Here is a 25,455-nt window from a genome sequence, read left to right on the forward strand (position 1 = left end):
CCCGTTCCGTGATCTGACGAACCGCGTCCCGCTTAAACTCTTCGCTGAAATTCGATTTGCTCATGATGCTCTTCTTGCCTCAATTTAGGAAAGAAGGTGTCTACAAATCTCGGGGCTATTCAGGGTGGTTCACCCTGCGGCCACGACAGGCTCCGCAGGGCACCAGATCGGCCCATGCAACGCGATCCAGACAGGCGATTACCGACCGCGGCTTTTTGGCTTCGGCCAGCGTCGCCTGGGCGCTGTAGAGGACGTACCTGAAGGGTATTCTTGATCCATTTCCTCACAAGAATTGCGTTGACACCGCCCCCCCCCGGCTCATCACAGCATGAAAGGAGGACTAGATCGAAACAGACCACACTCTTCACTGGGCAACACTACGCCCGGTGAATTCGCAATGAAAATGGCTATGGAAAAATTGGCCGCATGGAGGTCAGATGGAACCCCAGATTCTACTGAAAACTGGAGGGAAGATGGGTCTTAGGTCAGCTAAAAAACTAGTATTGGGATCCGGTCTCAGCCCGACAAGGCCTGCGTAAAACCTCCCATCAAACCGCCGACAAAAGAACCGATTTTTGTGTAGGTCGAAGCGTCAAGTTCATTGTTGCCCGCCACGGTCTCTTCGACACTTTCACCAAGGCTAGGATCAGTGGGTTTGGCCTGTACAGCGGCTATGCCTCTCGACGTTAGCTGCACGTCCTGGAATATGTAGCTGCTGTCCATCATTAAGTGTATTCTACCGCTGCGAATTAGGTTTTCCTCGAGCATCCACCTCAAGATGTCGGCAAAAATCACGGGAAGATCCTCGTCGGTCTCGATTCCGTTGGACAATATCTTATAAGCGTCATCCTCTGTGAATTCGACGCGACGAAGTCCGACCTTGATCAAGTGGGCCAAAATGCGGCCCATGATTTCGTAGTGATTGTCCATGGTAGTCACGCACCACCTCCTAAGTCGGAGATCATAGCTTACACGATCTCTCAAACCGCTGATCATATATACATAAGGTGGTGCGAGACTGTTTGAAGCTGGGGGTGATTGTCGCAAAATTCGTAGGCGATCCGGAGGACCGCATTGCCGTCGGCAATGTGCTGCCGATCATCCGCCTCGAGGCCGGTTTTCCAACCATGAAAAAAGTTGTTGCGGATACGCGCGAGCGCATGAAAAACGGCTGAGGCGTCGCCGCAACGCGGAGGCGTAGCGTTAAACCGAAGACCGAGGCCGGTTAAGTTTTCAATCGCTTTTGGAGGATCAGCGATAATGCGAGACGCCTCCACATCGGCTTTAACGAGTTGGTAAAACTTGCCGCCAAACGCCTGACCGACCTTGTCCCAACTGATGCCAGGGCTAGGCGGCTTAAGGGTGAATGTCTCTCCCTCCTGCCCAAAGGCCCACTCGAAGCGAGAAAACGTGGAAAAGAACTGGGTCGGGGCCGCATCCATTTGCGCCGAAAGGGTAGCAACCACTTTTCCCCACGAATCTTGTGTCATGGCAAATCCCTAGTTCTCGGTGCTAAGACATTGTGGTTGAAAGTGTAGTATTTATCTGACGACCCTTCCACTACAGCACCCCCCACGCCCGAAACCTCCCCCGCCCCGTCATCTCCCGCAGGCCGAGTTCCAAAACAATCCGCCGCGCCGCCTGCGGCGTGACGTCGAGCGTCTTCGCCACCATCCCGGCCGACACCAGCGGTTTTGCCATCACCAGCTCGACAAGCTCCGGCAATTTTGAAGACGTTCGTCGCCCCTCCAGTTTTCGGTCCATCATCGTCTTCGCCAGCGTCAGCCGGTCATGTTCCTTCAGCCCTATCTCGGCAGCCACGGCCAGGCCGTGGGCGATGGCCAGCAGCCGAGTTTCCCAATCGCGATGCCGGCGCCGATCGACCGGAATGGTTTTCATGCCCAGATTGATGGCGGCCAGATGGGTGCCCGACGTGATGCCGGCCTGGCGGAGGATGGAGGCGGCCAACAGTCGGCCGAGCCATGGCGCGTGCTGCAGGACGGCAAGCTCATTCCACGCATCGAGGGCGACGATCGCCTGCAGCACCGCCGGCAGATTTTCGGCCTGGCGCAACACTGCACGCCATTCGTCCAGCCGCGCGTCTTCGTCCCAGTCGAGATCGTAGATCATCGGATCTTTGTCTTGGCCGCCGCCGTGGCCGGGCCGGGTTGCTTTCTCGATCGCGGCCTCCGATCGGGCAAGTACCGCATCGATGGCGGCATAGTCGACGCCAGGTACACTCTCCGCGTCATCACCATCCTCCCCCTCCGGATCGATGGCGACCGCAGGCCGAATGACGCCGCCCGGATGCACCGCCTCAGCGCCGGCCGGGTTGATGTCCGACGTCTGTCGCAAAGTTCGGATACCCACTGCCGACAACACCCAATCTGGTGCGTGCGATACAATGCGCCGGCGGGTGCGCAGCACGTCGCGGGCGATGGTCAGTTCGTGGGTGGGGGTGCGGATATCGCGGGTGGCGTCGTGGAGGACGAGGTCTTCCAGGTGAACGAGTTCGCCGTCGATCCACAGCGAGGCGCAGGCGTCGGTGAACTGGGTGCGCTCGATCCATCCCTGACCGACCGGTGAGCGGGCGATGCGCTCGTCCAGACGCGTGAGTGCGATACCGGCGTCGAAGGCCGGCCGCATCAAGGCGGTCATGCTGATTTTTGCGAGATCGTAAGCCATTGAAATTATGGTAAATGATTTCTGACAGGAACTCCATCTGAATGTTACGGTTCCTCACATGGTATGATCAGCGGTTGGCGATCTAACCATCGATAACAAACGTTTATCGATGGTAGATTGATATGCCTCCCAAATCACCTTTGTCAGTCGGCCTGGATGAGCGGAAACGCTCGGTTTTCCGGCCTTTCGGGCAGATTTCTGCGAGGATCGGTGGAACAGCGGTGGATACAAGATCGGGGCAAGCAGTCCTCTCCTCTAGAGTGAGCACGGATTTCTCCGCAATCCCTGCCTCCGTCAACGCTACTCACTCCTCCTCTCTCCTCGAACGCCCCAGTTTTCGGCATTTCCTCCATATATGGCCACTAAAGCGCGTTTTACGCCGGTTGCGGCCGTAGGCCTGTCCGACATCGGATTTCGAGTCTGGCGGGGCTGTATTTAGGTCATAAACGACGCTTGCAACTGGTCATTTTCTCATACATTCCTTATCTGTACAAAGCACCTGAAAATTGCGCGAGAAAACCATGGCAAAACGACAGGCCGCCAATCCAGCGCTGGCCCCCAAACGTTTGGTCGGCTATGCCCGCGTTTCGACCGACGATCAGGTCCATGATGCGCAGATGGACGAGCTGCGCGCCGCCGGCTGCGAGCGGATTTTTCAGGAGCATGGATCCGGTGCTTCACGGGCTCGGCCCGTGTTGACCAGACTGCTCGGCGACCTCGTCGCTGGCGATGTGCTTGTCGTCGTCCGACTGGATCGCCTCGCCCGTTCGGTCAGCCACCTGTTGCAGGTGATAGAGGATCTTGAAGAGCGCGGCGTGCATTTCCGATCGATCCGCGATCCGATCGACACGTCCACACCGCAGGGGATGTTTTCTCTTCAGGTTCTCGGGGCCGTCGCGCAGCTCGAACGGGCTTTGATCGCCGAACGAACCAGAGCTGGCATTAAGGCGGCAAAAGCTCGTGGCAAGCTGCCGGGTAATCCCGGACTTCGAGAGCGGCGACCAGAAGCGATTAAGGCGGTCTCGAAGGCACGTGAAAAACTCTATCTCGACGAGCTGATCTCTTCCGCCCAAACTTGGTTGCCCATGGTCCGGCAACTTCGCCCCCAGCACAGCTGGGACAATGTCGTCCGAGTTCTCAATCGCCGGGGCCATGACTGGACGGTGGAACGCCTGCGCCGCGCGGTGCACCGGATGGTCCGCGAGAAGCTGGCAGAGCCTGAGCTTTTGGCGCGCTCGCCACGGCGCGCCCCGGAAGATCATCTGATGAAGCTTGTTGCGGCCATTGCCATTGCTGATCCCGGCCTGTCGCTGCGCGACATTGCCGCCCAACTAGATCAGATGGGTGAGCGGCCGGCGCGCGGTGGGCGGAAATGGCAGCCTTCCTCTGTTCGCCACCTGCTGGATGAGGCTCATCGGTTTGGCCTCATCCGCCATTGAGGGCGCGGAGCATCAGCTTGCCGATTGCCCTGTTTTTTGCGCGCCCTGCTTTGGACGGCAGAGATTTCCATCCGTCGCTTTCGACAATACTGCGGGCCAACTGCCGGTACTCGGTTTCCGAACGGAGATTTAGGACTGACGCCGCCCGCGCTGGCGGAGGTAACTGATGATCCTCCAGGACCGGCCCGCGCTCGAATTGTCGAAAGGCTTCACGGACCGAGGGAGAAAGCAGAGCCGTTTTGGACGCCCGCTGAACGATGAGGTCTGCGATGGCCGCAATGGTCACGGCTCGCCATGCTGGTGGAAGGCTGGCCATCGGCGTCGCGCCTGCTGTGACTGATGGCAATTGACCATGAGGCAGTGATAAACCCAGCAGGGCGATGTATGGCATCCCTTCCGGCCGCGACGACCAGAGGAATCTGCTTGCCGTTTTAATGCGTTCGAACTCCGTCCCGCCCTTGTCGATGGCCTCGCCGATCAAAGAAGCGACCTGCAGCAAGTCGGTTTGATTGCGGCGCTGAAACCTCCTCGCCGAAATAATCGCATCGCATTCACGGCAAAACAGTCTGGCAAGCCCGGCAGGTGTAGACCGAAACTGAAACGGACCAGTGCGGAAACAGCCACCGCAGTTAATCTCGAGGCCAATCTTGTGCCGTTGGCAGACCACTGCTTCCACACATGCCCAGGACCGTCGGCAATAGTGATCCCTCCCCTCTTCGGCATCCTCATCCAGGCATGTCGGACAAACGCCTCGATGTGCAGGGTCGCTGACGAATGACGCCCTACTGCGCCCGGTATTCTGCAGAGATAGTCGCTCGAGATCGCCTTGCCGCAGGCGACAGGCAAGCGCCCATAATCGGGTTGCGGATTGTTCGGTAGGGACGTCGTGACCGAAGAGATGCGGCTTCGAGACTTCTGAAACGCCACGTATCCAGTTCTCGATCTGCCGGGGCGAGCTGCAATAATGGCTCGCTACCCGCCAACGCCAACAGCTGAGAAGTTCGTCCTCAAAGGGCCGTGGGGCAATTGCCAGCAGCCGCACCGCTCTCACGGGTTGGCATGTCGGCGCAGGCGCCCTTCAGTGCGCCGCGCCATCGCGACCAAAGGTAGGACAAGGTTGTCAGCGTCCAAGCTCTCTAAGGTGATCCTCTCATTCCCATTTCGGACGGCTTCGACCGCAACCGTCTCGATCAGGCGAAATATTCGAACCGTAACGCCGTCGGTCATCTCCAGCACCTTGCGGCGCACTGCTGCGGTTCCAAGCTGGGATGGCTCGCGCAAAGGCAGAATGCTGCCGAGACTTGCCAGCAACTGTGCGAGCTCCTCTGTATTGGACCAGCGCTTCAGGTGAATTGCCTCGAACCTCTCCGCGAGCTGAGCATCCGTCAACAACGCCTGTCGGGCGAGATCGGTCCCGGCGCAGATCAACGGGACTTTGAGATCATTCGCCAGAAATCGGATGACGTTGAGGAAGACCCGTTGCTGCCTATATGTGCCGGTCAGCATGGCATGGATCTCATCAATGATCAGCATCCGAACCGCCATCCTGCGCATCAGGGTCCGGCAAGTGGTCTTCAGTCGGAAGGTCGCGTCTCCGCTTGGACCCGGTGCACTCATTGCATTGAGGAGTTCGCCGTAGACATCGCGTTCGACCGGTTCGGCCGGCATTTGCATTGCCACGACCGGCATGTTCGTCACCCCGGTTCCACGATCGAAGATGGGCTGGTGATCGCGAAGAAACTTTCGGATGATTTTCGTTTTTCCCATGCCGGTATCGCCATAGAGGAGCAGACAGGGCATTCGATCCCGCGGCGGATAGGAGAGCAGATCCTCAAGCCGCGCCAGCGCAGCCCCCGCATCGGCTGTTTCCAGCCAACGATCGGCACGGATCCAGGCGACCCGTTCCTCGGTCCCCATCTCGGCATACTGGCGATAGGCTGGTAGGAGATGGGGGTACTCCGTCATGACCATTCCTCCACCGACAATGGTGCCAGATCGGAGAAATCGTCTTCGTTGGCATCATCTATTGTTTCCACATGCTGCCGGTCGGTGGCCGCCAGCGCTCGCGACCGTCTCTCGGTTCCCCGGCGGATGCTCCGTGTTTGGCGACCTGCCACCTCGACAATCTGTCGCTGGGCTTCGATGGTATCGAAGATCAAGTGCTCATCGACCGATTGCAGACCACGAGCCCTCAAAGCGGCCACGGCCTGCCGGTGTTCACCGAGCGTGATCCGTGGCCGGCCAAGGTCTGCAAACCGAACCGGCCAGCTTTCGCCATTTGGCCCGTCGACGAACACGCAGGAATGTCCCGGGGATCGTAACGGACCCGCATCTTGTCCGGCGCACCGGTCCATGGGCTCAATACATCGTCCCAATATTTGAGGCCGAACAGGTGGAGTCCGTCTCGGCGAATGACACGTTCCTCAAATGGTAGGAAATCCAGGACGAAACGGTGTTCGTCGTAGGGAAGCCGTAAAGGCTCACCACGCGCGAGAACGGCATCTTCCCAAGCCAGCCAAGGCGGAATCTTCAGCGCACGGTGGATATCGGCGTGATAGCGGCCGACGATCTCAAGCGTCAGCCACCGCTCCAGCTCGTCAAAGGTCATGACTGCATGCTTTTGCGGATCGTAGTCGCCACGGGAGCCAATATCGCTCGATGTTGAACCGGGCAGAAAGTGAACGGCGCCCATCATCGTACCGATAAGCCGCTCGATATGACCGCCGTAATGTGGGCGAGCAACTGGTCGATGGATAAGATTGATGCCATGTTCGGCCGCACCCCAGGCCAGCGCTTTTCCCCGAAACTCCCGAGCATTGTCGAGATGAATGGCGGCGGGCAATCCATGGACGGGCCAGTCGCCGACCACGTTTCGCTCGGCGAGCCACGAAGCCTTCGGCAACACCATGTGCCGGATGGCCAAAGCCACGGATGTTGAAGATGGATTCTCAAGGCTCAGGTAGAAGCCGGCCACCATACGGCTGGCGACATCGATCGCTAACGTCAGCCAGGGACGCTGCAATGGTTGGCGATTTACAGCGTCAACGACGAAGAGATCGACTAACGTGTGATCGATCTGCACGACTTCCAATGCGTGCCCGACTGAATACTCATCGGTAACGGGTTTGTATTGCTGACAGGCGACCGTGGCACCCTCTCGGGCTTTGGCCAGCTTTCTCTGGTCGGAGCGATCAATGCGAACCTTCACGGCCTTCCAAGACGGTGCAGCCAGGTTTCGCTGACGGCAGATGACCCGAACATGATCATGAACGGCGGTGATCGTCGGCCGCTCGCGGCGGCAATAGATCTCTTGGATAGCGCAGGTGACGGCATCTTCCTGTTCCGATGACAGGAGCCGCCTCCCCTTCTCTGGGCCAGGAGTTTCATCCAGCAATGAGCTGGTCACCGGTTTTCGCCGGAACTGCGCGAGCAGTTGATAGAATCTTGTTGGCTTGAGGCCCAACTCCCTGCACGCGGCAGATCTCTCCGGGCCGGTCAACTTCTTTTCGAAAGCGATGGGCCGAATGACGGCCTCGCGGGCCACGGCCTTCTGCCAAGCCGTATCGCTGATGAGCGTCCTGTTGGGTGCCTGCGCCATTGATGCCTCCTCGCCGAGCTGTCGGCATGGCAACGATCAATTACTGCAGATCGAAGGATGCTCCCCAAGAATGACAGTTGAAAGACGCCTGGTCTCGAAAGCCGTTCTACCGATGGCGGCTGCTTTTAGCCCAAACCAGTCATTGCTCGTCGCAAAAATCGGTCGTGATTTGCCGACTTTTGCGAGTGAGTTTAGCGACGAAGATTTCCTGCTTCTGTTACAGAATTCAGGAGTTGCGCGACATTGCCCGTAATCTATCCGCCATAAAGTCGGCACGCTGCTCAATCCCAACTAGTGGAAGCTCGACAATCTGATAGCCAAGTCGGGTATAGGTTTCAGCCATGACGATGCCGGTCGCTTCGGCTTCTTGCCGATCCTGCTTGCGCTCGGTGTCCTGCGTGAAAATGGCGTCCCAATACGGTGCGAGGAAAACCTGCTTGTTGTAGGGATAGATTTCCGCCGCCGCCTCGATATGAGCCGGAACAGGAAGATTGCAGAGCGTGAGATAGCCGACAACATCAGGTATCCCTCGATCCATCAGTACAGGCACATCACTTGCAACAGCCTCGTGGTAAGAACGCATCTCCCAACCCAACATGAGTTCAGCGAATATAGCTCGATCCGCCCACGGCAGAGCTGGTCCGTCAATCCTGACCTGATTTTGTATGATGGCTCGGCCTGCCTCGGGCATAATGCGAAAGCCGCGCTTGGCCATCGCTTTGATCAGACTACTTTTGCCGGAACCGGGGCCACCGGTCACGACGAACATATGTTCGGCGTTATCCATAGAAACTCCTCCCGCGTGCGCGGTGAGATTACATTAAATTCGAGGATGAAGCGCATCCGTGACCGCATCCAATGCGGCAGACGATGCAAAAAGGGCTGAGCCTGATACTGTTTCAAGCTAGCCGAGCGCCAAACTAGAACGCCGGAACGAGCAAGTCTAGGCAATATTGCGACAGCCGCTATGTCGCCTTTTGGCGCATTCCGGCCAACTCAGTAGATTCCACTGATCTTGGAAGACCAAAACAGCTATCATTAGAACGAAATCGATTCCGGTGCACCTCGCTGATCGACAAGAAAGAATCCGGTAAATCCGCGGCCGCTCGGCCGTCGCAAACCGCTGATCCGGAGTTCCTCTGTGGCCAAGCTGTCCATTACCAAGACCGCCGTCGATCGCCGTGCCGACGAACTCGACACCATTGCCAGCGTGCTGCCAATCGACCGGCGCGACGAACTGGCCGAATTGTTGACCGACCAGGACATCGAAACGCTGCGCCATCTGGTCAACGAAGGCATGGGCGAAAACACCCTGCGCGCCCTCACCTCCGACCTCGCCTATCTACAGGCCTGGTCGCTTGCCGCAACCGGAGGCTCCCTCCCCTGGCCGGCGCCCGAAGCCTTGGCTCTGAAATTCGTCGCCCACCATCTCTGGCAGCCTGAACAGCGCGCCATCGATGCGCTCCACGGCATGCCGGCCACCGTCGAGCAGAGCCTGCGCGAACAGCGCTTCCTTCGATCCTCCGGACCGCATGCGCCCGACACAGTGCGGCGGCGGATTGCCAGTTGGTCGACGCTGACAAAATGGCGCGGGCTGACCGGTGTCTTCTCCTCCCCTTCGCTGAAGTCCGCGATCCGTCTTGCGGTGCGGGCGACGCCGCGGCCAAGGAAACGCAAGAGCGCCAAGGCGGTCACCGGCGACGTCCTGGCAAAATTGTTGGCTACCTGTGGTACCGACAGCCTGCGCGATATCCGCGACCGGGCAATCCTGATGGTCGCCTTTGCCTCCGGCGGCCGCCGTCGCAGTGAGATTGCCGGTTTGCGCAGGGAGCAGCTCACGGTGGAGCCACCGATCACCGTCGAAGGCGGCCCTCCCCTCCCCTCTCTCGCCATACATCTGGGTCGCACCAAAACGTCTGGCTCGGAACACGATGAAGTTGTCTACCTGACGGGCCGGCCCGTCGATGCGCTCAACGCCTGGCTTAAGGTTGGAAGAATCGAAACGGGGAGCGTTTTTCGCAAGATCGATCGCTGGGGCAATGTTTCGAAGCGGGCGCTGGAGCCAAGTGCGATCAACCAGATCGTCAAGCAGCGGGCGGCGCTGGCCGGGCTGGAGCCTGGCGAGTTTTCGGCGCACGGGCTGCGGTCGGGTTATCTGACAGAGGCCGCCAATCGCGGCGTTCCTTTGCCAGAAGCCATGGAGCAGTCCCGACATAGATCGGTCCAGCAGGCCTCTAGTTATTACAACAACGCAAGCAGGCGAACAGGACGGGCTGCCCGCCTTTTGCTGTAACTGATTATTCCATAGTGAGACGCGGCCGTATCTTTCAAATGCTGCCGAAACAGCTTTTGGGCCGAGATGGGCGCCAACACTCTTCGCGCGCTCACCTCGGATCACGCCTATCTCGAAGCCTTGGGCCGCGCTGCCACAAAAAAATCCCTGCCTTGGCCAGCGCCAGAAACGCTGCTGCTCAAATTCGTTTCGCATCACCTTTGGGACCCGCAACACCGCGAGACCGGAGCCGACCACGGCATGCCGGTCGAGGTCGATGAAAAGCGTCGGAGCCAAAGTTCCTGAAATCGGTCGGCCTCCCATGCGCCGGCGACCGTGCGCCGTCGGCTGGCACACTAGTCGACGCTGACCGAATGGCGTGGTCATGTTGGCGCCTTTTCCTCCCCCTGCCCCTAAATCCGCTCTTCGGCTCCCAGTGCGCGCCTTCCCCGGACTCGCCGTAGGAAAAGCGCCAAGGCGATCACCGGCGACATTGTGGCGAAACTGTTGGCGACCTGCGCCACCGACACGACAGCCTCGCGACCGCACGATCCTGATGGTCGCCTTTGCCTCCGGCGGCCGCCGGCGCAGCGAGATTTCCAGCCTGCGTGTCAAGCAGCTGAGCCTGAGGCACCGATCGAGAGGACGAACGGCCTCCCCTACCCTCGCTTGCTATCCATCTCGCCGCATGAGAACCGCCACGGGTGAAGAGCACGACGTCGTCTATCTCCACCGCCCGGCGGGCCGTCGAGGCGCTGGATGCCTGGATGCCTGAATGGTGGCTGCAAAAACTGACAAGGGCAGTGTGTTTCGCGCGATCGGGCGTTGGGGGGCGGTCTCGAAGCGGGCGATAGATCCGCAGTCGGTCAATGCCATTCTCAAGCAGCGGGCCGAGATGGCAGGTTTGGACCCTGTGGATTTTTCCGCACACGGACTGCGATCGGGCTTCCTGACGGAAAGCAACCATCCGCAACATCCCATTGATTGAAGCGATTGATCAATCCCGCCATAGTTGGGGTGCAACAGGCCTCAAGTTACCACAATAACACAATCCGCCGAAGTGGACGAGCCGCTCGAATGTTGTGAAACGAGCCTGCGCCGAGATCTGTAATTCGCGATGTTCTAAAAAGCGTCCGACAGTGCATTAATCGCTCAGTGCGAGCAGCGAAAGCTTCAATTCTGCGTTGATTGGTTCTCTATAACCGCAGGGCCACCACGCCTTCATGTTGAGCGAGGCTCGGTCGATCGTTATATCGAAGTGTTTCCTCCAATAGGCGGATTACAGCGTCGTTGCCTTCATAGCGCGCCCTGTCGAGAAGCTCGAATAAAGTCTCTATCTGCGCTTCCTTGTACCGATAACGAAGATAGGGCCTGTCCAGTGGGGCGTTCCTTGCCGCGAGTTGCTCGACGATCTCTGCCATGTCCTCGACGGAGTGGGATTGTCTTAGGGCCCATTCCAACATTTCATTGTTGATACTAATGCCGAGCACGCGGAGTTTGCCGAAGAGCTCGCGAAGATCTTGAAACAATTTCGTCCTGCGGACAAAGGCATTGAAGGCCTGGCTTTGGGGAACGATGAACCGTTCGCGCATGACAGAAACAATGCGCGCTACTTCAGGATCAAACCTAGCCGTCTCCAGCGCCTTCTCGAACGTCTTTGCTGTGGGTCGTAACGATCGGGCATCCATCTCAGAAAGAATGCGGTGCATGTCGTCGACGGACGCGCACTTTTTCAGTGCATAAGCGAAGAAACTCTCACTTAGCTCTATATTGCGGCGCGTACTCTCACTCATCAGCTTAATGATATCGTCGAGGCCGTCAGCGCGATGCACTGCTTCGGTGAATGTCCCCACGCGCGCTTGGATACCACGTTCATCCATTGCGGCGATGACTTGGAGCGCTTCCTCAAATGATCGTGCGGTCTGGATCTGGCGATGGTAAACAGAGATGCGCTCGGCTACTTCGCTCGGTGACATGGGCTGGTCTGAAGACGCGCCCCCCTCCCTCGGGTATGAAACATAGACCTGCTTGCTCTTGACCTCGACGAAACGGTTGCCTGAAAAAACGAGACAGGCCTTCCGTGTCTCGTCCGAAATATCCCCCTGACGGAAAATGCAGCCCGTCAGGATGGCGCCATCAAAGTGTACCATCCGCATGTCGTAGTCTGAAAAATCGAGGCCTTCCCACCGGCCATGATCGAAGAACGTTGACGGATCCTCGCCGATTGCATCGAGCAGCAAGAAGGGATCGTCGATGGCCAAGTCATCGATTGTCGAAAGCTGCAAGACAATGTCAGAGCTCAGGTTCATCGATGACCGACCTCATGAAATAACGCCGCGCTGTCACTCGCCGCTCGTCTGTCGACGAACCGGCGTTGGTCAACTGAATGCCGCGAGCCAGAAGTTGTTGTTTGAGAGCGAGCGAAATTGGCCGCTCATCGCTTTTCGCAATATTGCCTTCGAATTCAACGTTGACGAGCTGGATGCCGTTCTTGTCGATCGCTGCTCCGATGTAGTCCTGATCGGTAAAGCGGCCTTGAAGTTCGACCAGATCCTCGAGCCGCTGGACGGTTCCCGCTAGTGTCTTAGTTTTGTCCGTTGGCGCCACCTCGAACACCACAAGTTCGCTCTCCGTGCCGAGATACGAAATTTCGATTGACTGGAACACGACCTTTCCTTCTGTCCCGATGCCGCTCAGAACAGCTACACTTGGATCCGATACGCGGACAATCAGATAGGCATGCCTCAGCTCCATATCAGCGACAGCAATAAGTGATCCGTCTGGGGCGCAGAATTCTTCTCGTCTGATGGTGTTGAAGATTGCCCGCGCCGTCAGCGCGATTGCCTGTCTTCTCTCACTATCGGCCGAGACAGCGTTGGCGCCTTGGCGCGGCTGCGGCCTGATCACCTCGACGGTCGCGAGGTTGGCGAGCGGAAGATCTCCAGGCGACATGACCGCACCGAATGGCTTTATAGAGGCAGCCACCATCGTCTCCATTCGCCCACCGGGATGGAGGATCTCCTCGACCCGCTTTTCCAACAGATCCGCCACCATTTCCCAGCCACGCAGGTTTTGCGGCGCTCTGCCGGTCATATAGCGCTGAAAACTACTGTAAGGGTTCGTTTGATCGGGATCAGGCGGCAAGGCGTTCGCTTTCTTGCCGGTGCCATGGCGCCAACTGTCGCATGGGTCAGTGTGGACTTGCCGCCACTTGGAGAAGACAGCACGGGCAGCGTCGTGACGATCAACAAATAGATGTCGTTCATGAATAGCTTCGCTGATCGCCCGCTTGATTGCCTCGGCATCCGGTAGACAGTCGGCCATTGTTAAACTCCTTTGCGCTCGTCAAAGCAGCTTTTGGAGGTTGCGCCAAATGCGCAATTTTGCGCAACAGACGTGTATGGGATTATCACAAGCGCTACCTTGGCGCAAAAATGCGGATTTCCGATCTTACGGCGATTTCACTACCTCTGATCATACCGGTCGATGTGGCCGCGACAGTTTGGAGCTATAATATGAACGACACGTTGATTGAAACCGTACTGCTGACGCTGATTGCGGTTCTCTACTGGGGAAGGCTCTTTGGATGGTTCTAACACGTTTAATCGGCCCTGGGCTGAAGGGGCTCTGGAGATCGAAGGCTGGAGCGGACGCTGTCGCGTTCGCTCACAGGCGCCTTTCCTTCCAGGAAATCACCGACGTCGTAACAGGTTCACGGTAGACTTCTTCGTCGGTTGAAATCTGATTTGAGATCAGCTTTAGGCACCTTCGTTTTGATATCCCGGAAGTGCGCTATCTATTGCTCCCGTACGGAGCCGGCAACGAGCTGGAGGGACCGCGTTCCGTTATCTGACACCGTGCAGTATCAAGATATCTTTCTGCTCCCGTAAGGGGTCAGACGGCTTGTATCGCGCCAACTAAATTGATATGTTCCCGCTCGGGTGCAAAGAAGGATTTGACGTTGACAAAGAAGCCAATCGAGTCCCTCAGCGATTTCCAGAAGTTGTTCAACCAGGCCAACCCTGCCACCGAAATAGCCCGCACGCTCGCCGCGATCGACGCGCCTTCAAAAGCACTGAAGGATCTTAATAAGAGTTTGACTGCGAACAACGACTTCGCGAAGTCGATGGAATCTGCCTCCGACATTGCCAGGCGATTGACGCAGCATTCGGATTTCGCGGCCAGACTGACAGAAAGTTTGACGAAGATCGATCTGAACCTCCCAGACATTTCCGCAAAGATAAGGGCTTCCTTGCCGAAGCCCTTGACTGATTTCTCTGGTCATCCAGCGACCCATGCCTCCGCCGCCATGCCAAAAACGCATTCAGAGGCATTCACACAAGCCGACGTCCAACTTGATAACATCGGAGATCTCGGGCGAATGATCCGTCGCTTACGCGGACGCCGAAAACTGTCGCAGCAGGATTTTGCGGATCTCGCAGGAGTTGGACGCCGGTTTGTCTCTGAACTGGAAAACGGCAAGCCGACGCTGGAATTTGCAAAAGTTCTTCAGGTCGCTCGCGCGGCCGGGATATCCCTCATCGCGCGCGACCGGTCACTGTAATGGATGATCTTATTCTTGATGTCCGTCTGGACAGTTCAGTCGATCCGGTGGGCGTGCTCGTCCGGGATCAACGCGGCGGTCTAGCATTTGCCTATAGCGAAGCGTATGTGGAGCAGCCAGGGGCAGTTTCTCTGTCTCTCTCACTGCCCCTGACGCCAGCGCCGTTTGAGGAGGCCGTTGCCCGACCCTTCTTTGACAACCTGCTGCAGGAGCGTGATGGTGCGCTCTCCGACATCATGGCCCGCGAAGGTATCGGCCGCGACGATATTGCTGGCCTTTTGTTTCATCTCGGCAAGGATTGCGCCGGTGCGCTTTCGGTTCTACCTGCGGGCTCACCTCCAACGAAGGTGCCCGGCGATTATCAGACAGACTACCAGCGCATCGAGAACGATCGACTGAACGCGATCGTTGAGTCGCTCCACAAGCGACGGCGATTGCCTGCCGGTACGGATGACCCCTCCCCTCTTGCCGGCATGCAGAGCAAAATCGCTCTTACCGTCTTGCCGGATGGATCGCTCGCAGAACCCGTACCCGGGTCTGGCGCACCGACGACGCACATTCTGAAAGTTCCCGACCAGGACCATATCCGAGATGGGTCTCTCGAATATGAGGCGATGCAGTTATCGCAAGCGATCGGATTTTCGACTGCGGATGTGTCTCTGCTCCCCTTTGCTGGCGTTGACGTACTTCTGGTCACGCGGTTCGATCGCGCGCTCGATAGAAACGGCCGCGTCGTGCGGATCCACCAGGAAGACTTTGCACAGGCGCTTGGTCTGCCTTCGGCGCTGAAGTACGAACGACGAGGAGTTCCCGGTCGGCGTTTCGATGTCGAGGCTGTCCGGCGGATTCTCGATGCGACAGCCGATCCCGCTGCAGAAAGAGAACTGTTCATTCAAGCGACGCTTTTCGACCTCTTCGTCGGGAATGTGGATGCCCACGCAAAGAACTTCGCACTTCTCCATGAGCAAGGCGGGCGTATCCGAACGTCACCCCGGTACGATATCCTCCCTACCCGCCTTGACAACACGCTCACGGACGAACTCGCCTACAAGATTGGTAATGCCACGACTTTGGACGAGATAGGTCGGGAGGACTTTGGTCTCTTTCTCCAGACTATTGGCGTTTCGAGTGCCGCGGCGCGCCAACGTCTTTCCAAGCGGTATGCCACCGAGATCGCAAACAACATTGCCGGGCACTTGGATCGTCTTGGAAGGAATGGTCAAAAGCCGCTCGCCGATCTGATTGCTTCCAACATGCGAACGCTTCTCGGTGCGTTGAATATTGAAGTTCCCGGTCCGGCCAAGGAACGCGATGCGTATATAGGTCGGGCCGGCGGCTGGCTGTTAAGTTAAGGCTACCCGCCCTAGCGTGACGTGCAGGTTCGATAAACCGGTTGTTGGTTTTCTAGCCGGTGACATCAGGACAAAAATCGAGTGCGGGACGTGTCGCTAAACCATCGCAGTTGCTCAATTCCTAGGAGCCTATCAGCCGATTCTGTTCGTCTGAGTCGCATAATTCATCGCGATAGCCTGTATAGTGACCTCAAACCGAATCTTATCGACTCTTATTTTTGCAAGCGAGTTCTCTCGGCAAAAGGGGCTAGCACCTTGCATTCTCTATATGTTTCGGACGCCGTCTAAGTGCGGCCTGCGTGCTGGTAAGGTTTTGTTAACCTTAAAGAGCTTGCCCGACAGCCAGAATCGAGGCTAGTTGTAACAGCGGTTCAAAATAGGTTTTGCCGCAATCAACCGCTGTTATTGAACTTTGGGTCGAATATGAAGACGAAGGCTGAAGCGAAAGCGCCATTGCGTGAGACCCTAGTAAGCCTTATCGACAGGCATTCATCGGCGCTTGCTGTTCAGCTCCAAGCCCATCATGTGAGCACATTTCCCCCGACAGCGCAAAAGGGCATTCGCCATTTTCAGCCATCCGAGGCCGCCAAACTCGTTGGGGTGAAGGAGGTTTATCTCCGTCAGGTATCGAACGACATCGACGACCTCGAGGTGAGCACGACACCGGGTGGCCGGCGCTCTTATTCGGTCGAGGATATCGACAAGATCCGCCGGCATCTCGATAAGGTCGGCAGGGCCGATCGCCGGTATCTGCCCCATCGCCGCGATGGCGAAGAGCTGCAGGTTATTTCGGTCATGAACTTCAAGGGAGGTTCTGGCAAAACTACGACCTCGGTCCATCTTGCGCAGTATCTGGCATTGCGCGGCTATCGTGTTCTGGCAGTGGACCTCGATCCGCAAGCAAGCATGTCTGCCCTCTATGGCCACCAGCCAGAGCTTGACGTTCATGAGAATGAAACGATGTACGGTGCGATACGGTATGACGACGCCCGCCGTCCAACCAGAGACATCATTCGCAAGACATATATTCCTGGGCTGGATCTCATTCCGGGTAATCTCGAGCTCATGGAGTTTGAGCACGATACACCGCGGGCTTTGATGACGCGCCAAGCCGGCGATGTGATGTTTTTCCAGCGGCTCAGCGACGCTATCGACGGTGTCAGCTCCGAATACGATATCGTCATCATCGATTGCCCCCCGCAGCTCGGATATCTCACTCTTTCCGCCCTCACTGCTGCGACATCCGTGCTCGTGACAGTCCATCCGCAGATGCTGGATGTCATGTCGATGAACCAGTTCCTTGCAATGGTCGCCGATTTGTTGAGAGAAGTTGCCGCAGCAGGCGGCAATGTTGATTTTGCCTGGTTGCGCTACCTCATCACGCGGTTTGAGCCTTCAGACGGTCCGCAGAACCAGATGGTGGGCTATCTCCGTTCGATTTTCGGAGCGCACGTGCTGAACTTTCCGATGTTGAAGTCGACGGCAGTGTCCGATGCCGGCCTCACCAACCAGACGCTCTACGAAGTTGAGCGGGGTCAGTTCACGCGGACCACATACGACCGCGCGATTGAGTCGATGAACAGCGTCAACGATGAGATTGAAACCCTGATCAAGAAAGCTTGGGGAAGACCAACATGAGCCGGAAGAACCTTTTGAACCTGATCCAGGTCGATGCCGATTTGCCGGTGAAGACGACCGCCTCCGACAATAAGCTCGTCGGACAGGTCGCCAGCACGGTGCGTGAGGAAAAAGCCCGCCAGGCTAGAGCCGACGACATCGAGCGGCGTCTTGCCGAGGGGCAGGCGGTGGTCGACCTGGACACGACCCTGGTCGAGCCGTCCTTCGTTCGGGACCGTATGGCAGGCGAGATCGATGGGCTGCTTTCAGCGATCCGAGAACAAGGGCAGCAGGTACCGATCCTCGTTCGACCTCACCCTGAAAAACCGGGACAGTACCAAGTCGCTTTTGGACATCGTCGTCTGTGCGCGATCCAGGAACTCGGTCTACCGGTCAAAGCAATCGTTCGAACCTTGTCGGATGAAGAATTGGTGATCGCCCAGGGTCAGGAAAACAACGAGCGCGAGGATCTTTCCTACATCGAGAGAGCTCGTTTTGCGCAACGACTGAAAGAGCGATTTCCCCGCGATATCATCACCTCTGCGATTTCGGTCGATAAAACTGAGCTATCGCGCATGTTGTCGGTCGCCGAGACGCTCTCGCCGGATCTGATCGACGCGATTGGACCTGCCCCTGGGATTGGCCGCCGCAGTTGGCAAGAACTTGTAGAGTTGGTGCAGAAGGATGCCGCCCAAGATCCAGTCGGACTGGCGCAGTCGCAAGACATGCAGGCTATGAATTCGACGGATCGGTTCAAAGCTCTGCTTATAGCCCTGAAGCCGCGCCGGGTTGCCCGTGGACTGCCCGACGTTCTGTCGACCGCTTCAGGACAGCGACTGGGTCACGTCAAGCACAGCAAGACAAAACTCGAGATCACAATCGACAGGAAGGAAGCGGCCGAGTTCGCGGCTTTCCTGCTCAATGATGCGGTTGCTCTTTTCGAAGAGCGCCGTGCGAAGAACGAACAGAAAAAGGAACTGTAACCCGCAAAAGAAAAGAGCTCCCAAAACGTCGCCGCCTCGGAAGCCCCTATCTGTCTAAGCACCAGTAGAATCGCATTTCCGGGATTTATCGTCAAGAGTCTAGGCGCCGTTTCGGCGAACGAATTTCTTTTGCCTGTTAAAAGGTAAAAACGATGCAAACAGGAACTGTGACGACGCCTTTTGGGCGCCGGCCGATGACACTCGCCCTCGTCAGGCGACAGCAGGCAGTCTGCGATATTGCTGCAGGCAAAACGGCCGACAAATGGAAAGTCTTCCGGGACGCCTCGGCGGCTAAGGAATTGCTTCAGCTGCAGTCGAACAGCCTTGCTGTTCTTGATGCGCTGTTGAGCTTTTATCCTGAAAAAGATCTGCGGCAGGACGCGCAACTCATCGTGTTCCCATCAAACGTGCAGTTGTCGCTGCGAGCGCACAGCATGCCGGGCTCCACCTTGCGTCGCCATCTAAGCGCACTCGTCGATGCCGGGCTGATTGTCCGCAAGGATAGCGCGAACGGCAAGCGCTTTTCGAGAAAAGCGGGATCTGGCGATATCCAAGACGCCTTTGGGTTTGATCTTTCCCCCCTCCTCGCACGCTCCGAGGAACTTGCGCTGCTTGCCCAGCGAGTCATGGCCTCGCGGGAAGCGTTCAAAAAGGTCAGAGAAAGACTCACCATTTGCAGGCGCGACACGCGCAAGCTTATCACGGCCGCGATCGAAGAGGGCGTTGCCGGTGATTGGCAGGCTGTCGAGGAGCTTTACATCGGGATAGTCGGCCGGATTCCTCGGACGCCGACGCTCGGCGACCTGACGGGCATCCTCGACACCATGGAAACGCTGAAGGAAGAGATCCTCAACCGATTGGAAACTCATGAAATATCTGCAAATAATAGCACCAATGATGACCAAAACGGGCGTCACATAAAGATTTCAAATCCAGACTCCATTATTGAATTTGAACCTAGCTCTGACAAAGAGCAGGGCGAAAGGCCGAGCAAAACACGAAAGTTGAAAGAGCCGCTGAAGGCATTCCCGTTATCCATCGTGCTAAAGGCATGCCCCCAGGTATCCGACTACGGACCGGGTGGAGCCATCGGCAACTGGCGCGACCTGATGTCCGCTGCGGTGGTGATCAGGTCGATGCTGGGCGTCAGCCCGTCGGCCTATCAGGATGCCTGCGAGATCATGGGGCCCGAGAATGCGGCCGTCGCCATGGCATGCATCCTGGAGCGAGCAAACCTGATCAATTCGGCTGGTGGATATCTGCGGGATCTCACACGGCGATCGGACCAGGCCGAATTTTCTCTCGGCCCGATGGTCATGGCTCTGCTGAAGGCGAATGCGCCTGTGCAACAGAGGGCGGGATGAAGACGCGGAGCAGGTTTTGGCGCTTCCACCTGGTGGCCATGAAGGGAACTTTGGTCCCTGCCCGGCCTGGCTTCAGACGCCAACCGTGGGAACCCACTTGGTCTGCCAACGACCATCTGTCCCGCATCGGAGGGAAATTCCGGCTTGAAATTTGCCGATCCGCTAGCCGCCAGCCGGCTCAAACAGGTTGCGGAATGACGGCATCCGCTCCGATCTCAATGAAATAGCGTCATGTCGTCAATGAGGCGGGCGTTCGTGAATTATCGGCATCGACACATCTGTTTGAAAGACGGGATCACCCACCAACGCTCTACTAGAGCAGATCCTGTCCGAACCATCGTGATGGATAAACGACACAAGCGTCGAGCGACCCTTCAGCCGCTCAATGGCCTCAGTCGCAAGAACGAGCCCCTTTTCGGACCAGGTACTGTAGCCGGGACCCGAACTACCCGTCGCCTTCCTCATCGAAACCTCAAAACCCAATGCCGTCGGTCCATCGACTTACGATGGCGGCCAAAAACAGAGCCGGATTGATGAACTGTTGTCAGGGATTTATCCGACGTGGCGGCATCCCCCTAGGGGAACATCCGGCCCAAACCGTTTCGCGCTGGTGACGCGATGGGTGTTTGTTATACAATTTTGAGGATCATAAGAGCAGAAAAACCCCACGACATTGGGGAGATCCGGTTGCTCGTCACCGCCACGTTCGACGGCGCGGGCCATAGCAATGGCTCGGAGGGAGTCATTGCTATGGCCTGAGGGAGGGAGGCGCTATAATAGTTCCCTTGGTGGCAGAACGGGCGGGTGAGATTGTTGGCCATGTCGCCCTCTCTCGCGTACAAATGGATGGCAAGGAAGTCAGAATGTATGGCCTGGGGCAGGCGCCGTACGGCCCGACTGACGGCGTTCGTTGATAGAAGCCGGTCTTGACCAGATCAAGGTGCTTGGCGCGGACGGTTGTGTCGTTCTAGGCGATCCTTCCATTTACTCTGCTTCGGGTTCAATCCGATTTTTCGCTGAGCTTGCCTGGTGTTCCTCCAGAGTATTCCAGTCTCCAGATTTTGGAACCGACGCTCGGCAAAGTGTCTTCGTTTATCATCAGGCTTTCTACGGAGCCCAATCTGCCTCGTAGTCCAGATGGTCACATCGCTTACAGAGCTCTGGGCCTTTCGCAGTTGCAGTTCTGCGTTCAAGCATTTCGAACTAAACCGTTGCGAATACTTTGTTCGTGCGGCACAGGGTCAGCGGTCCGGGAATCCCTCAAGTGGTTTTAAGCCATAGGGAGAAAAGGCTGAGTGGACGCCCTTCAATTCGTCCAAACTCCTTATAGCCATTCCGACGGTGGAACTCTGGCGTTTAACGCCGAACGTGACGACATAGACGCCAACGCTTTTGCGCGTACGCGGCGTGTCTTCTGGTCATGCCATGAGTTGCAGACCCAGACCGCAGCCGCGCTTCGGAAGATACCCTAGCCGCACGATCAATGACCAGTCGTATGCGGTACACCCCTGAGCCCGCCCATAGGATCGCTACCATGGCCGCGAGCAAAATTCATAGATCCTCTGCTTTGTCCGTGCTTGCTTTCTCCAAACCGAAAGTGTTCAGACCGGCATCGATCTGACGCGGATCACGTTCCTCGGGCTGCTGAGGGTCTCTTATGAAATATCCATCTTCTGGTTCCCTCTTGAAGTTTTTGTCCGCTTTGCCGAGAACTTGGTGCGATTGAATTCTATGTTAGAGTCTGCTTGTCGTAAGATGTTGCTGCTTGGAGTATCGATCAAGGTTTCAGCGCTTTGGTAGGTGCCGCTCACGCGCCGGCAGAGTTTGAACCGTTACAGCGATGGCGGAAGGAATATTCAGGAAGATCGCTTGATCGCTCTCTCTCAACTAGGTGTCTTTGACATAGTCGTCGCCGATGAGTTGAGATCATGGTCTCGGTTCTTGCGGGCGGACCAGTTGGTCTGACGTCTTAAGGCCTTCCATTAGAGATAGGACTCAGAAACCACGCGCACCGCTAGTTCTTGCGCCGCTGTCTCGGGCAGGTAACCCATCCAAACGCGAATGCCGACACTGTTGGACCCGCGTCAATCACGGTCATTTAGGAGACCGCTCAATCAGCTTCCGGCAAAAACTCCCGGTTGACGGCCATTAAGTCGTTGACCACGGTCAACAGACCTAACTATCGGAAAACCAAATTCTTTTCGGATTGGATGTTTGTCACGCAGTGCATAGAAAGGATTTTGTGTGGTAGTAGAGCCCAGTCAATACATGTTCCGTTCGCAGGTGATTGTGAAGCGGCTCAGCCTCTGGTCATCGACAATCATCGCACAAATTCCGTGCGCCTCGACCGTTCCCAGAGTCTCCCTCAGACGGGCAACGCGATTGCGCGCCTCGACGGTCGTCGCGAGAGCGAATTCTAGCCGAGGAAAGTCGAGCACACCGCGGTTAAAATTATTGGTCGAACCGTGATGGGGCAGGGTGAGGACTGAGATGCGGTCATCCAGATGCTTGAAGAAGGTCTGCCACGGCTCGCGCCATTTGTCTTGCCGCAGCGCTGCGTCTCCAGTCCCGAGCCAACCGATACCCTCTGATGTCCAAAACCAATGACCTGATGCTGGCGCTTCCAAAGATGACTGCCACGCTTTTGTTCTGCTCCCCAAGTGAGCCTGGTTGGAGGTGCGGGACAATGGTCCAGAATAGAGCGACATTGAAATGGCGTTGTGACCACCTGCAAAATGGCGATTATAGATCTCGACGAGCTTCTTGGCGTCCCTTACCGAGCGCAACTTTTCCAGCAGCGCTTTTGCAAGCTTTGCACCATCGTTTCCACGAAAGTCGATCGCTTTCTTGATCTCTTTGAAGAACCGCTTGCGGGCCGGATCCTCCACTGGATGGACGTAAGGCGAAAGAATCCAGTCGCCTTGGCGCCAAATGTCGCTCCGCATGTCCTGCCACTCAAGTTGAAAATAGGATCCCGAAGCTGCGATCAGCGCACCCTCTTCGGTTTCCCGAATCGTTGTGTCCGATTTCTTCGGTCCATCCTCGGACGTTCCTTCGGCAGCTTTCAAGTAAGTCACCAAGCGGCTTGCCGGTTGCTTTTCGGGGTGCTCATCGAGACGCAGCCGACGGCCGCCATCAGGGCGATCGATGGGAACGTCCGGGCCTGCATCGCGGGAAGGGGGAATATCGTCAGGCCTGCCCGGCTGAAGAAAGATCACCCGCACCGCACCTTTCCCAAGCCACCACTCGGCCGGATCCGCGAAATAGTCGAGTGACGACCTGGACGCAGTGCCCTGTTCGAAATCGGAGAGGACAAAGAGCAATCTTTCCAAGACGTCCAGATAGGGAACGACGACCGTCTTGGCCGGCGCCATGGCCTGTAGCCGACCGATGCCGTTGATATGATCGGCATGCAGATGAGAAACGAGAAGGATGTCCGTCACTGCGCTGCACGCCGACCGGTAGAGCGCAAGCTCAGCATTGAAGGCATCGCTCCGTTCCGATCCGCAATCGTATACATAGGCAAAACGCGCGAGATCTGGCGCGTCTGAAAATGCCACGCCGTCTGCAGACACCTCGACGGTCGAAATTAGTCCGGAGTGAAACCACCATGGCCAACGGGATGCTGAGTTCGGATAATCTTGGCGCGCTGCATCGATGTTCTTTCCCGTTTGAGACATTCCGCAGGCCTTCCAGTTCAGCATCTGCGCTAAGGGCGCGCGCCCTCTTTTGCGGCGATGCTGGCAGTGCCAGCCGAGCCTCGGAGTAACGATTTTCGTATTAATCGACCATATAGCTTTCATAAGCCACGAACAGATCATATCGAACGCCACGAAGAGCGATGTTGAGAAGGTACGGCGCCAACGTCTCGGCCCGGCAGGTTCTTCAGGCGTGTATATCCGCGCCGATTACACAACGGCGATCGGATCCTGCCGGTGGACGTGAGGTGTTTTCGCCAGTAAGCCGATCAATTCCAGACTTACCTATTCGCTTTCGAGGTAGGTTCGAAAAGTGTTGAGCGTGTCTGGAAAGGCAAGGTTCCCACATATCAGGCAGCATTTAGACGTTTGGCAGAAGATCGAAAGCTGACCATGTCCGATGAGCTTATAGGTATCGCACGGCGGGTTGCTTAGGACGGTCCAATGCGGCGGCCGGCGCTTCGATTGCAGGGATGCGCCCCCGCAAGCTATCTGTTCAGGCGCTTGCGGTTGACCGTGGTCAACCGTTGTAAATATCTGAAAACAAACCGTATTCACCATTCCTTGTTTCAGTTTAGTTACCGAACAATGAGGTTGGCATCAAAATCTCAGCAGTGAACCGCACCGGGTTTGCCGGAGGCCATTTCGTTTAAGTTACGCAGCCATGTCTGCTGCGTCCAGCATGGCGTAATACTGATCCTCGGCTTCGGCTGGCGGTGTATTGCCGATGGGCTCGAGGAGGCGTCGGTGGTTGAACCAGTCTACCCATTCCAAGGTAGCGAACTCGACCGCTTCGAAGCTCCTCCATGGTCCACGCCGATGAATGACCTCGGCCTTGTAAAGACCGTTGATCGTTTCTGCGAGGGCGTTGTCGTAGCTGTCGCCGACGCTTCCGACAGATGGCTCGATACCTGCTTCTGCCAACCGCTCGGAATAGCGAATGGACACGTATTGAACACCGCGATCCGAGTGATGCACGAGGCCGCCGCCATGAGCGGGACGCCGATCATGAAGAGCCTGCTCGAGGGCATCGAGGACAAAGCCTGCATGTGCCGTCCGGCTCGCCCGCCATCCGACAATGCGACGGGCGAAGACGTCGATCACGAAGGCCACGTAGACAAAGCCCTGCCAAGTGGCGACATAGGTAAAATACGAAACCCACAGCCTGTTTGGTGCAGGGGCTTTGAACTGGCGGTTCACGCGGTCAAGCGGGCTCGGAGCCGTCTTGTCCGGGAATGTCGTGCGGACCGGCTTTCCTCGAATAATCCCCTGCAGGCTCATCGACCTCATAAGTCTGGCGACCGTGCAGCGGGCGACATCGAAGCCTTCACGCTTCAATTGCCGCCAGACCTTGCGAACGCCATAGACGCGGAAGTTATGTTCGAAGACACGACGTATCTCGATCTTCAGGCTGATATCGCTGCGGGCACGGATCGACAGGCGATCCACGTCCAGTCGCTTGGCGACGTTCTCGTAATAGGTTGATGGGGCAATCGGCAGTAGGTTGCAGATCGGCTCGACCCCGAACACGCCACGGTGTTCGTCGATGAACGAGATCATCGCTTGAAGGGGCGGTCGAGCTCCGCCTGGGCGAAATAAGCAGACGCCTTGCGCAATATCTCGTTGGCTTGACGAAGCTCGCGGTTCTCACGCTCCAGAGCCTTCATCTTCTCGGCCGCGTCGCTCGGCAGGCCTGCTCGTTTGCCGGTGTCGACCTCGGTCTTCTTCACCCATTCATACAGCGTGGCGGCCGAGCAGCCGATCTTGGCCGCAATAGATGAAACGGCAGCCCACCGCGAAGAGTGCTCGGCTTCGTGGTCCAGCACCATACGAATGGCACGTTGACGGACTTCAGGTGAAAACTTGTTCGTTGTCTTGCTCAT

Annotated in this window: 19 protein-coding genes, 1 pseudogene and 1 other annotated feature; of the genes and pseudogenes, 8 read left to right on the forward strand and 12 right to left on the reverse strand. The window is 57.1% G+C overall.

What is annotated here, in order from left to right:
* Positions 1-516: 516 nt before the first annotated feature.
* The 3 genes from C8J36_RS22630 to C8J36_RS22640 all read right to left on the reverse strand — a co-directional run bounded on the left by C8J36_RS22630 (position 517) and on the right by C8J36_RS22640 (position 2,685).
* Entirely contained in the window at positions 517-939 is a 423-nt protein-coding gene (locus C8J36_RS22630; RefSeq protein WP_132537561.1) for a hypothetical protein, read from the reverse strand.
* Between the two features lie 53 nt (positions 940-992).
* The gene (locus tag C8J36_RS22635) at positions 993-1,490 is read right to left on the reverse strand and encodes a hypothetical protein (protein WP_132537562.1); all 498 of its coding nucleotides are present in this window, start codon (positions 1,488-1,490) and stop codon (positions 993-995) included.
* A 70-nt stretch (positions 1,491-1,560) separates the two neighbouring features.
* A complete protein-coding gene (locus C8J36_RS22640; RefSeq protein ID WP_132537563.1) occupies positions 1,561-2,685 on the reverse strand; it encodes an RHE_PE00001 family protein in 1,125 nt (374 codons plus the stop codon).
* 521 nt (positions 2,686-3,206) lie between these two features.
* On the opposite strand from C8J36_RS22640, the gene C8J36_RS22645 reads away from it, so the two are divergent.
* Positions 3,207-4,124, forward strand: coding sequence for a recombinase family protein (locus tag C8J36_RS22645; protein WP_132537564.1), 918 nt, complete (start codon positions 3,207-3,209; stop codon positions 4,122-4,124).
* Here the strand turns inward: C8J36_RS22645 and C8J36_RS22650 are convergent.
* The 5 genes from C8J36_RS22650 to C8J36_RS22665 all read right to left on the reverse strand — a co-directional run bounded on the left by C8J36_RS22650 (position 4,111) and on the right by C8J36_RS22665 (position 8,509).
* The gene (locus tag C8J36_RS22650; protein WP_132537565.1) at positions 4,111-5,175 is read right to left on the reverse strand and encodes a TniQ family protein; all 1,065 of its coding nucleotides are present in this window, start codon (positions 5,173-5,175) and stop codon (positions 4,111-4,113) included. The two genes, C8J36_RS22645 and C8J36_RS22650, sit on opposite strands and share 14 nt — an antisense overlap.
* Positions 5,172-6,089, reverse strand: coding sequence for a TniB family NTP-binding protein (locus C8J36_RS22655; RefSeq protein WP_207897603.1), 918 nt, complete (start codon positions 6,087-6,089; stop codon positions 5,172-5,174). The genes C8J36_RS22650 and C8J36_RS22655 overlap by 4 nt, the downstream gene beginning before the upstream one ends.
* Positions 6,086-6,283 carry a hypothetical protein gene (locus tag C8J36_RS25485; protein WP_245506707.1) on the reverse strand — a complete coding sequence of 66 codons (198 nt, stop codon included), beginning with the start codon at positions 6,281-6,283 and terminating at the stop codon, positions 6,086-6,088. Before C8J36_RS25485 ends, C8J36_RS22655 begins: the two co-directional genes overlap by 4 nt.
* Before the next feature lie 32 nt (positions 6,284-6,315).
* On the reverse strand, positions 6,316-7,722 hold the full coding sequence (locus C8J36_RS22660) for a Mu transposase C-terminal domain-containing protein (protein WP_245506708.1): 1,407 nt from the start codon (positions 7,720-7,722) through the stop codon (positions 6,316-6,318).
* Between the two features lie 226 nt (positions 7,723-7,948).
* Positions 7,949-8,509 carry an AAA family ATPase gene (locus C8J36_RS22665; protein WP_281029267.1) on the reverse strand — a complete coding sequence of 187 codons (561 nt, stop codon included), beginning with the start codon at positions 8,507-8,509 and terminating at the stop codon, positions 7,949-7,951.
* A gap of 354 nt (positions 8,510-8,863) precedes the next feature.
* Here C8J36_RS22665 and C8J36_RS22670 point away from each other — a divergent pair, with 354 nt between their 5' ends.
* Together C8J36_RS22670 and C8J36_RS22675 are read left to right on the forward strand one after the other, a co-directional pair.
* On the forward strand, positions 8,864-10,015 hold the full coding sequence (locus C8J36_RS22670) for a site-specific integrase (RefSeq protein WP_132537567.1): 1,152 nt from the start codon (positions 8,864-8,866) through the stop codon (positions 10,013-10,015).
* Positions 10,016-10,081: 66 nt separating this feature from the next.
* Positions 10,082-11,080, forward strand: a pseudogene (locus tag C8J36_RS22675) (tyrosine-type recombinase/integrase).
* A gap of 110 nt (positions 11,081-11,190) precedes the next feature.
* Here the strand turns inward: C8J36_RS22675 and C8J36_RS22680 are convergent.
* Positions 11,191-12,303, reverse strand: a complete 1,113-nt coding sequence (locus C8J36_RS22680) for a hypothetical protein (RefSeq protein ID WP_132537568.1) — start codon at positions 12,301-12,303, stop codon at positions 11,191-11,193.
* The gene (locus tag C8J36_RS22685) at positions 12,287-13,318 is read right to left on the reverse strand and encodes a hypothetical protein (RefSeq protein WP_132537569.1); all 1,032 of its coding nucleotides are present in this window, start codon (positions 13,316-13,318) and stop codon (positions 12,287-12,289) included. The genes C8J36_RS22680 and C8J36_RS22685 overlap by 17 nt, the downstream gene beginning before the upstream one ends.
* Positions 13,319-13,955: 637 nt before the next feature.
* On the opposite strand from C8J36_RS22685, the gene C8J36_RS22690 reads away from it, so the two are divergent.
* From C8J36_RS22690 to repC, 5 genes are all read left to right on the forward strand, one after another.
* Positions 13,956-14,558, forward strand: a complete 603-nt coding sequence (locus C8J36_RS22690) for a helix-turn-helix transcriptional regulator (protein ID WP_207897604.1) — start codon at positions 13,956-13,958, stop codon at positions 14,556-14,558.
* Positions 14,558-15,910 (forward strand): HipA domain-containing protein, encoded by a 1,353-nt coding sequence (locus C8J36_RS22695; RefSeq protein ID WP_132537570.1) that lies wholly within the window; start codon positions 14,558-14,560, stop codon positions 15,908-15,910. The genes C8J36_RS22690 and C8J36_RS22695 overlap by 1 nt, the downstream gene beginning before the upstream one ends.
* Before the next feature lie 423 nt (positions 15,911-16,333).
* A complete protein-coding gene (gene repA, locus C8J36_RS22700; protein WP_132537571.1) occupies positions 16,334-17,548 on the forward strand; it encodes a plasmid partitioning protein RepA in 1,215 nt (404 codons plus the stop codon).
* Positions 17,545-18,510, forward strand: a complete 966-nt coding sequence (gene repB / locus C8J36_RS22705; protein ID WP_132537572.1) for a plasmid partitioning protein RepB — start codon at positions 17,545-17,547, stop codon at positions 18,508-18,510. Before repA ends, repB begins: the two co-directional genes overlap by 4 nt.
* Before the next feature lie 152 nt (positions 18,511-18,662).
* Positions 18,663-19,874 (forward strand): plasmid replication protein RepC, encoded by a 1,212-nt coding sequence (gene repC, locus C8J36_RS22710; protein ID WP_132537573.1) that lies wholly within the window; start codon positions 18,663-18,665, stop codon positions 19,872-19,874.
* Positions 19,875-22,135: 2,261 nt separating this feature from the next.
* Here repC and C8J36_RS22715 read toward each other — a convergent pair.
* Together C8J36_RS22715 and C8J36_RS22725 are read right to left on the reverse strand one after the other, a co-directional pair.
* A complete protein-coding gene (locus tag C8J36_RS22715; RefSeq protein WP_165915145.1) occupies positions 22,136-23,707 on the reverse strand; it encodes an MBL fold metallo-hydrolase in 1,572 nt (523 codons plus the stop codon).
* A 519-nt stretch (positions 23,708-24,226) separates the two neighbouring features.
* Positions 24,227-25,455, reverse strand: a protein-coding gene (locus C8J36_RS22725) for an IS3 family transposase (RefSeq protein WP_132537575.1) whose coding sequence is annotated in 2 segments (ribosomal slippage) — positions 24,227-25,164 and positions 25,164-25,455 — 1,230 coding nt in all. Because the reading frame shifts where the segments join, the coding sequence is not laid out codon by codon here.
* Positions 25,058-25,174 (reverse strand) — a sequence feature (AL1L pseudoknot). (Overlaps the previous gene by 117 nt.)

The sequence above is a fragment of the Rhizobium sp. PP-F2F-G48 genome (genome assembly GCF_004342335.1).
In the GTDB taxonomy this organism is placed as follows: Bacteria; Pseudomonadota; Alphaproteobacteria; order Rhizobiales; family Rhizobiaceae; genus Ferranicluibacter.

What these genes read in the sequence shown, in the direction of transcription:
- C8J36_RS22685 (WP_132537569.1), bottom strand. Translation starts at nt 13,318, where the DNA reads ATGGCCGACTGTCTACCGGATGCCGAGGCAATCAAGCGGGCGATCAGC.
- C8J36_RS22695 (WP_132537570.1), top strand. Translation starts at nt 14,558, where the DNA reads ATGGATGATCTTATTCTTGATGTCCGTCTGGACAGTTCAGTCGATCCG.
- C8J36_RS22645 (WP_132537564.1), top strand. Translation starts at nt 3,207, where the DNA reads ATGGCAAAACGACAGGCCGCCAATCCAGCGCTGGCCCCCAAACGTTTG.
- repB (WP_132537572.1), top strand. Translation starts at nt 17,545, where the DNA reads ATGAGCCGGAAGAACCTTTTGAACCTGATCCAGGTCGATGCCGATTTG.
- C8J36_RS22665 (WP_281029267.1), bottom strand. Translation starts at nt 8,509, where the DNA reads ATGGATAACGCCGAACATATGTTCGTCGTGACCGGTGGCCCCGGTTCC.
- repA (WP_132537571.1), top strand. Translation starts at nt 16,334, where the DNA reads ATGAAGACGAAGGCTGAAGCGAAAGCGCCATTGCGTGAGACCCTAGTA.
- C8J36_RS22660 (WP_245506708.1), bottom strand. Translation starts at nt 7,722, where the DNA reads ATGGCGCAGGCACCCAACAGGACGCTCATCAGCGATACGGCTTGGCAG.
- C8J36_RS22655 (WP_207897603.1), bottom strand. Translation starts at nt 6,089, where the DNA reads ATGACGGAGTACCCCCATCTCCTACCAGCCTATCGCCAGTATGCCGAG.
- C8J36_RS22680 (WP_132537568.1), bottom strand. Translation starts at nt 12,303, where the DNA reads ATGAACCTGAGCTCTGACATTGTCTTGCAGCTTTCGACAATCGATGAC.
- C8J36_RS22640 (WP_132537563.1), bottom strand. Translation starts at nt 2,685, where the DNA reads ATGGCTTACGATCTCGCAAAAATCAGCATGACCGCCTTGATGCGGCCG.
- repC (WP_132537573.1), top strand. Translation starts at nt 18,663, where the DNA reads ATGCAAACAGGAACTGTGACGACGCCTTTTGGGCGCCGGCCGATGACA.
- C8J36_RS22635 (WP_132537562.1), bottom strand. Translation starts at nt 1,490, where the DNA reads ATGACACAAGATTCGTGGGGAAAAGTGGTTGCTACCCTTTCGGCGCAA.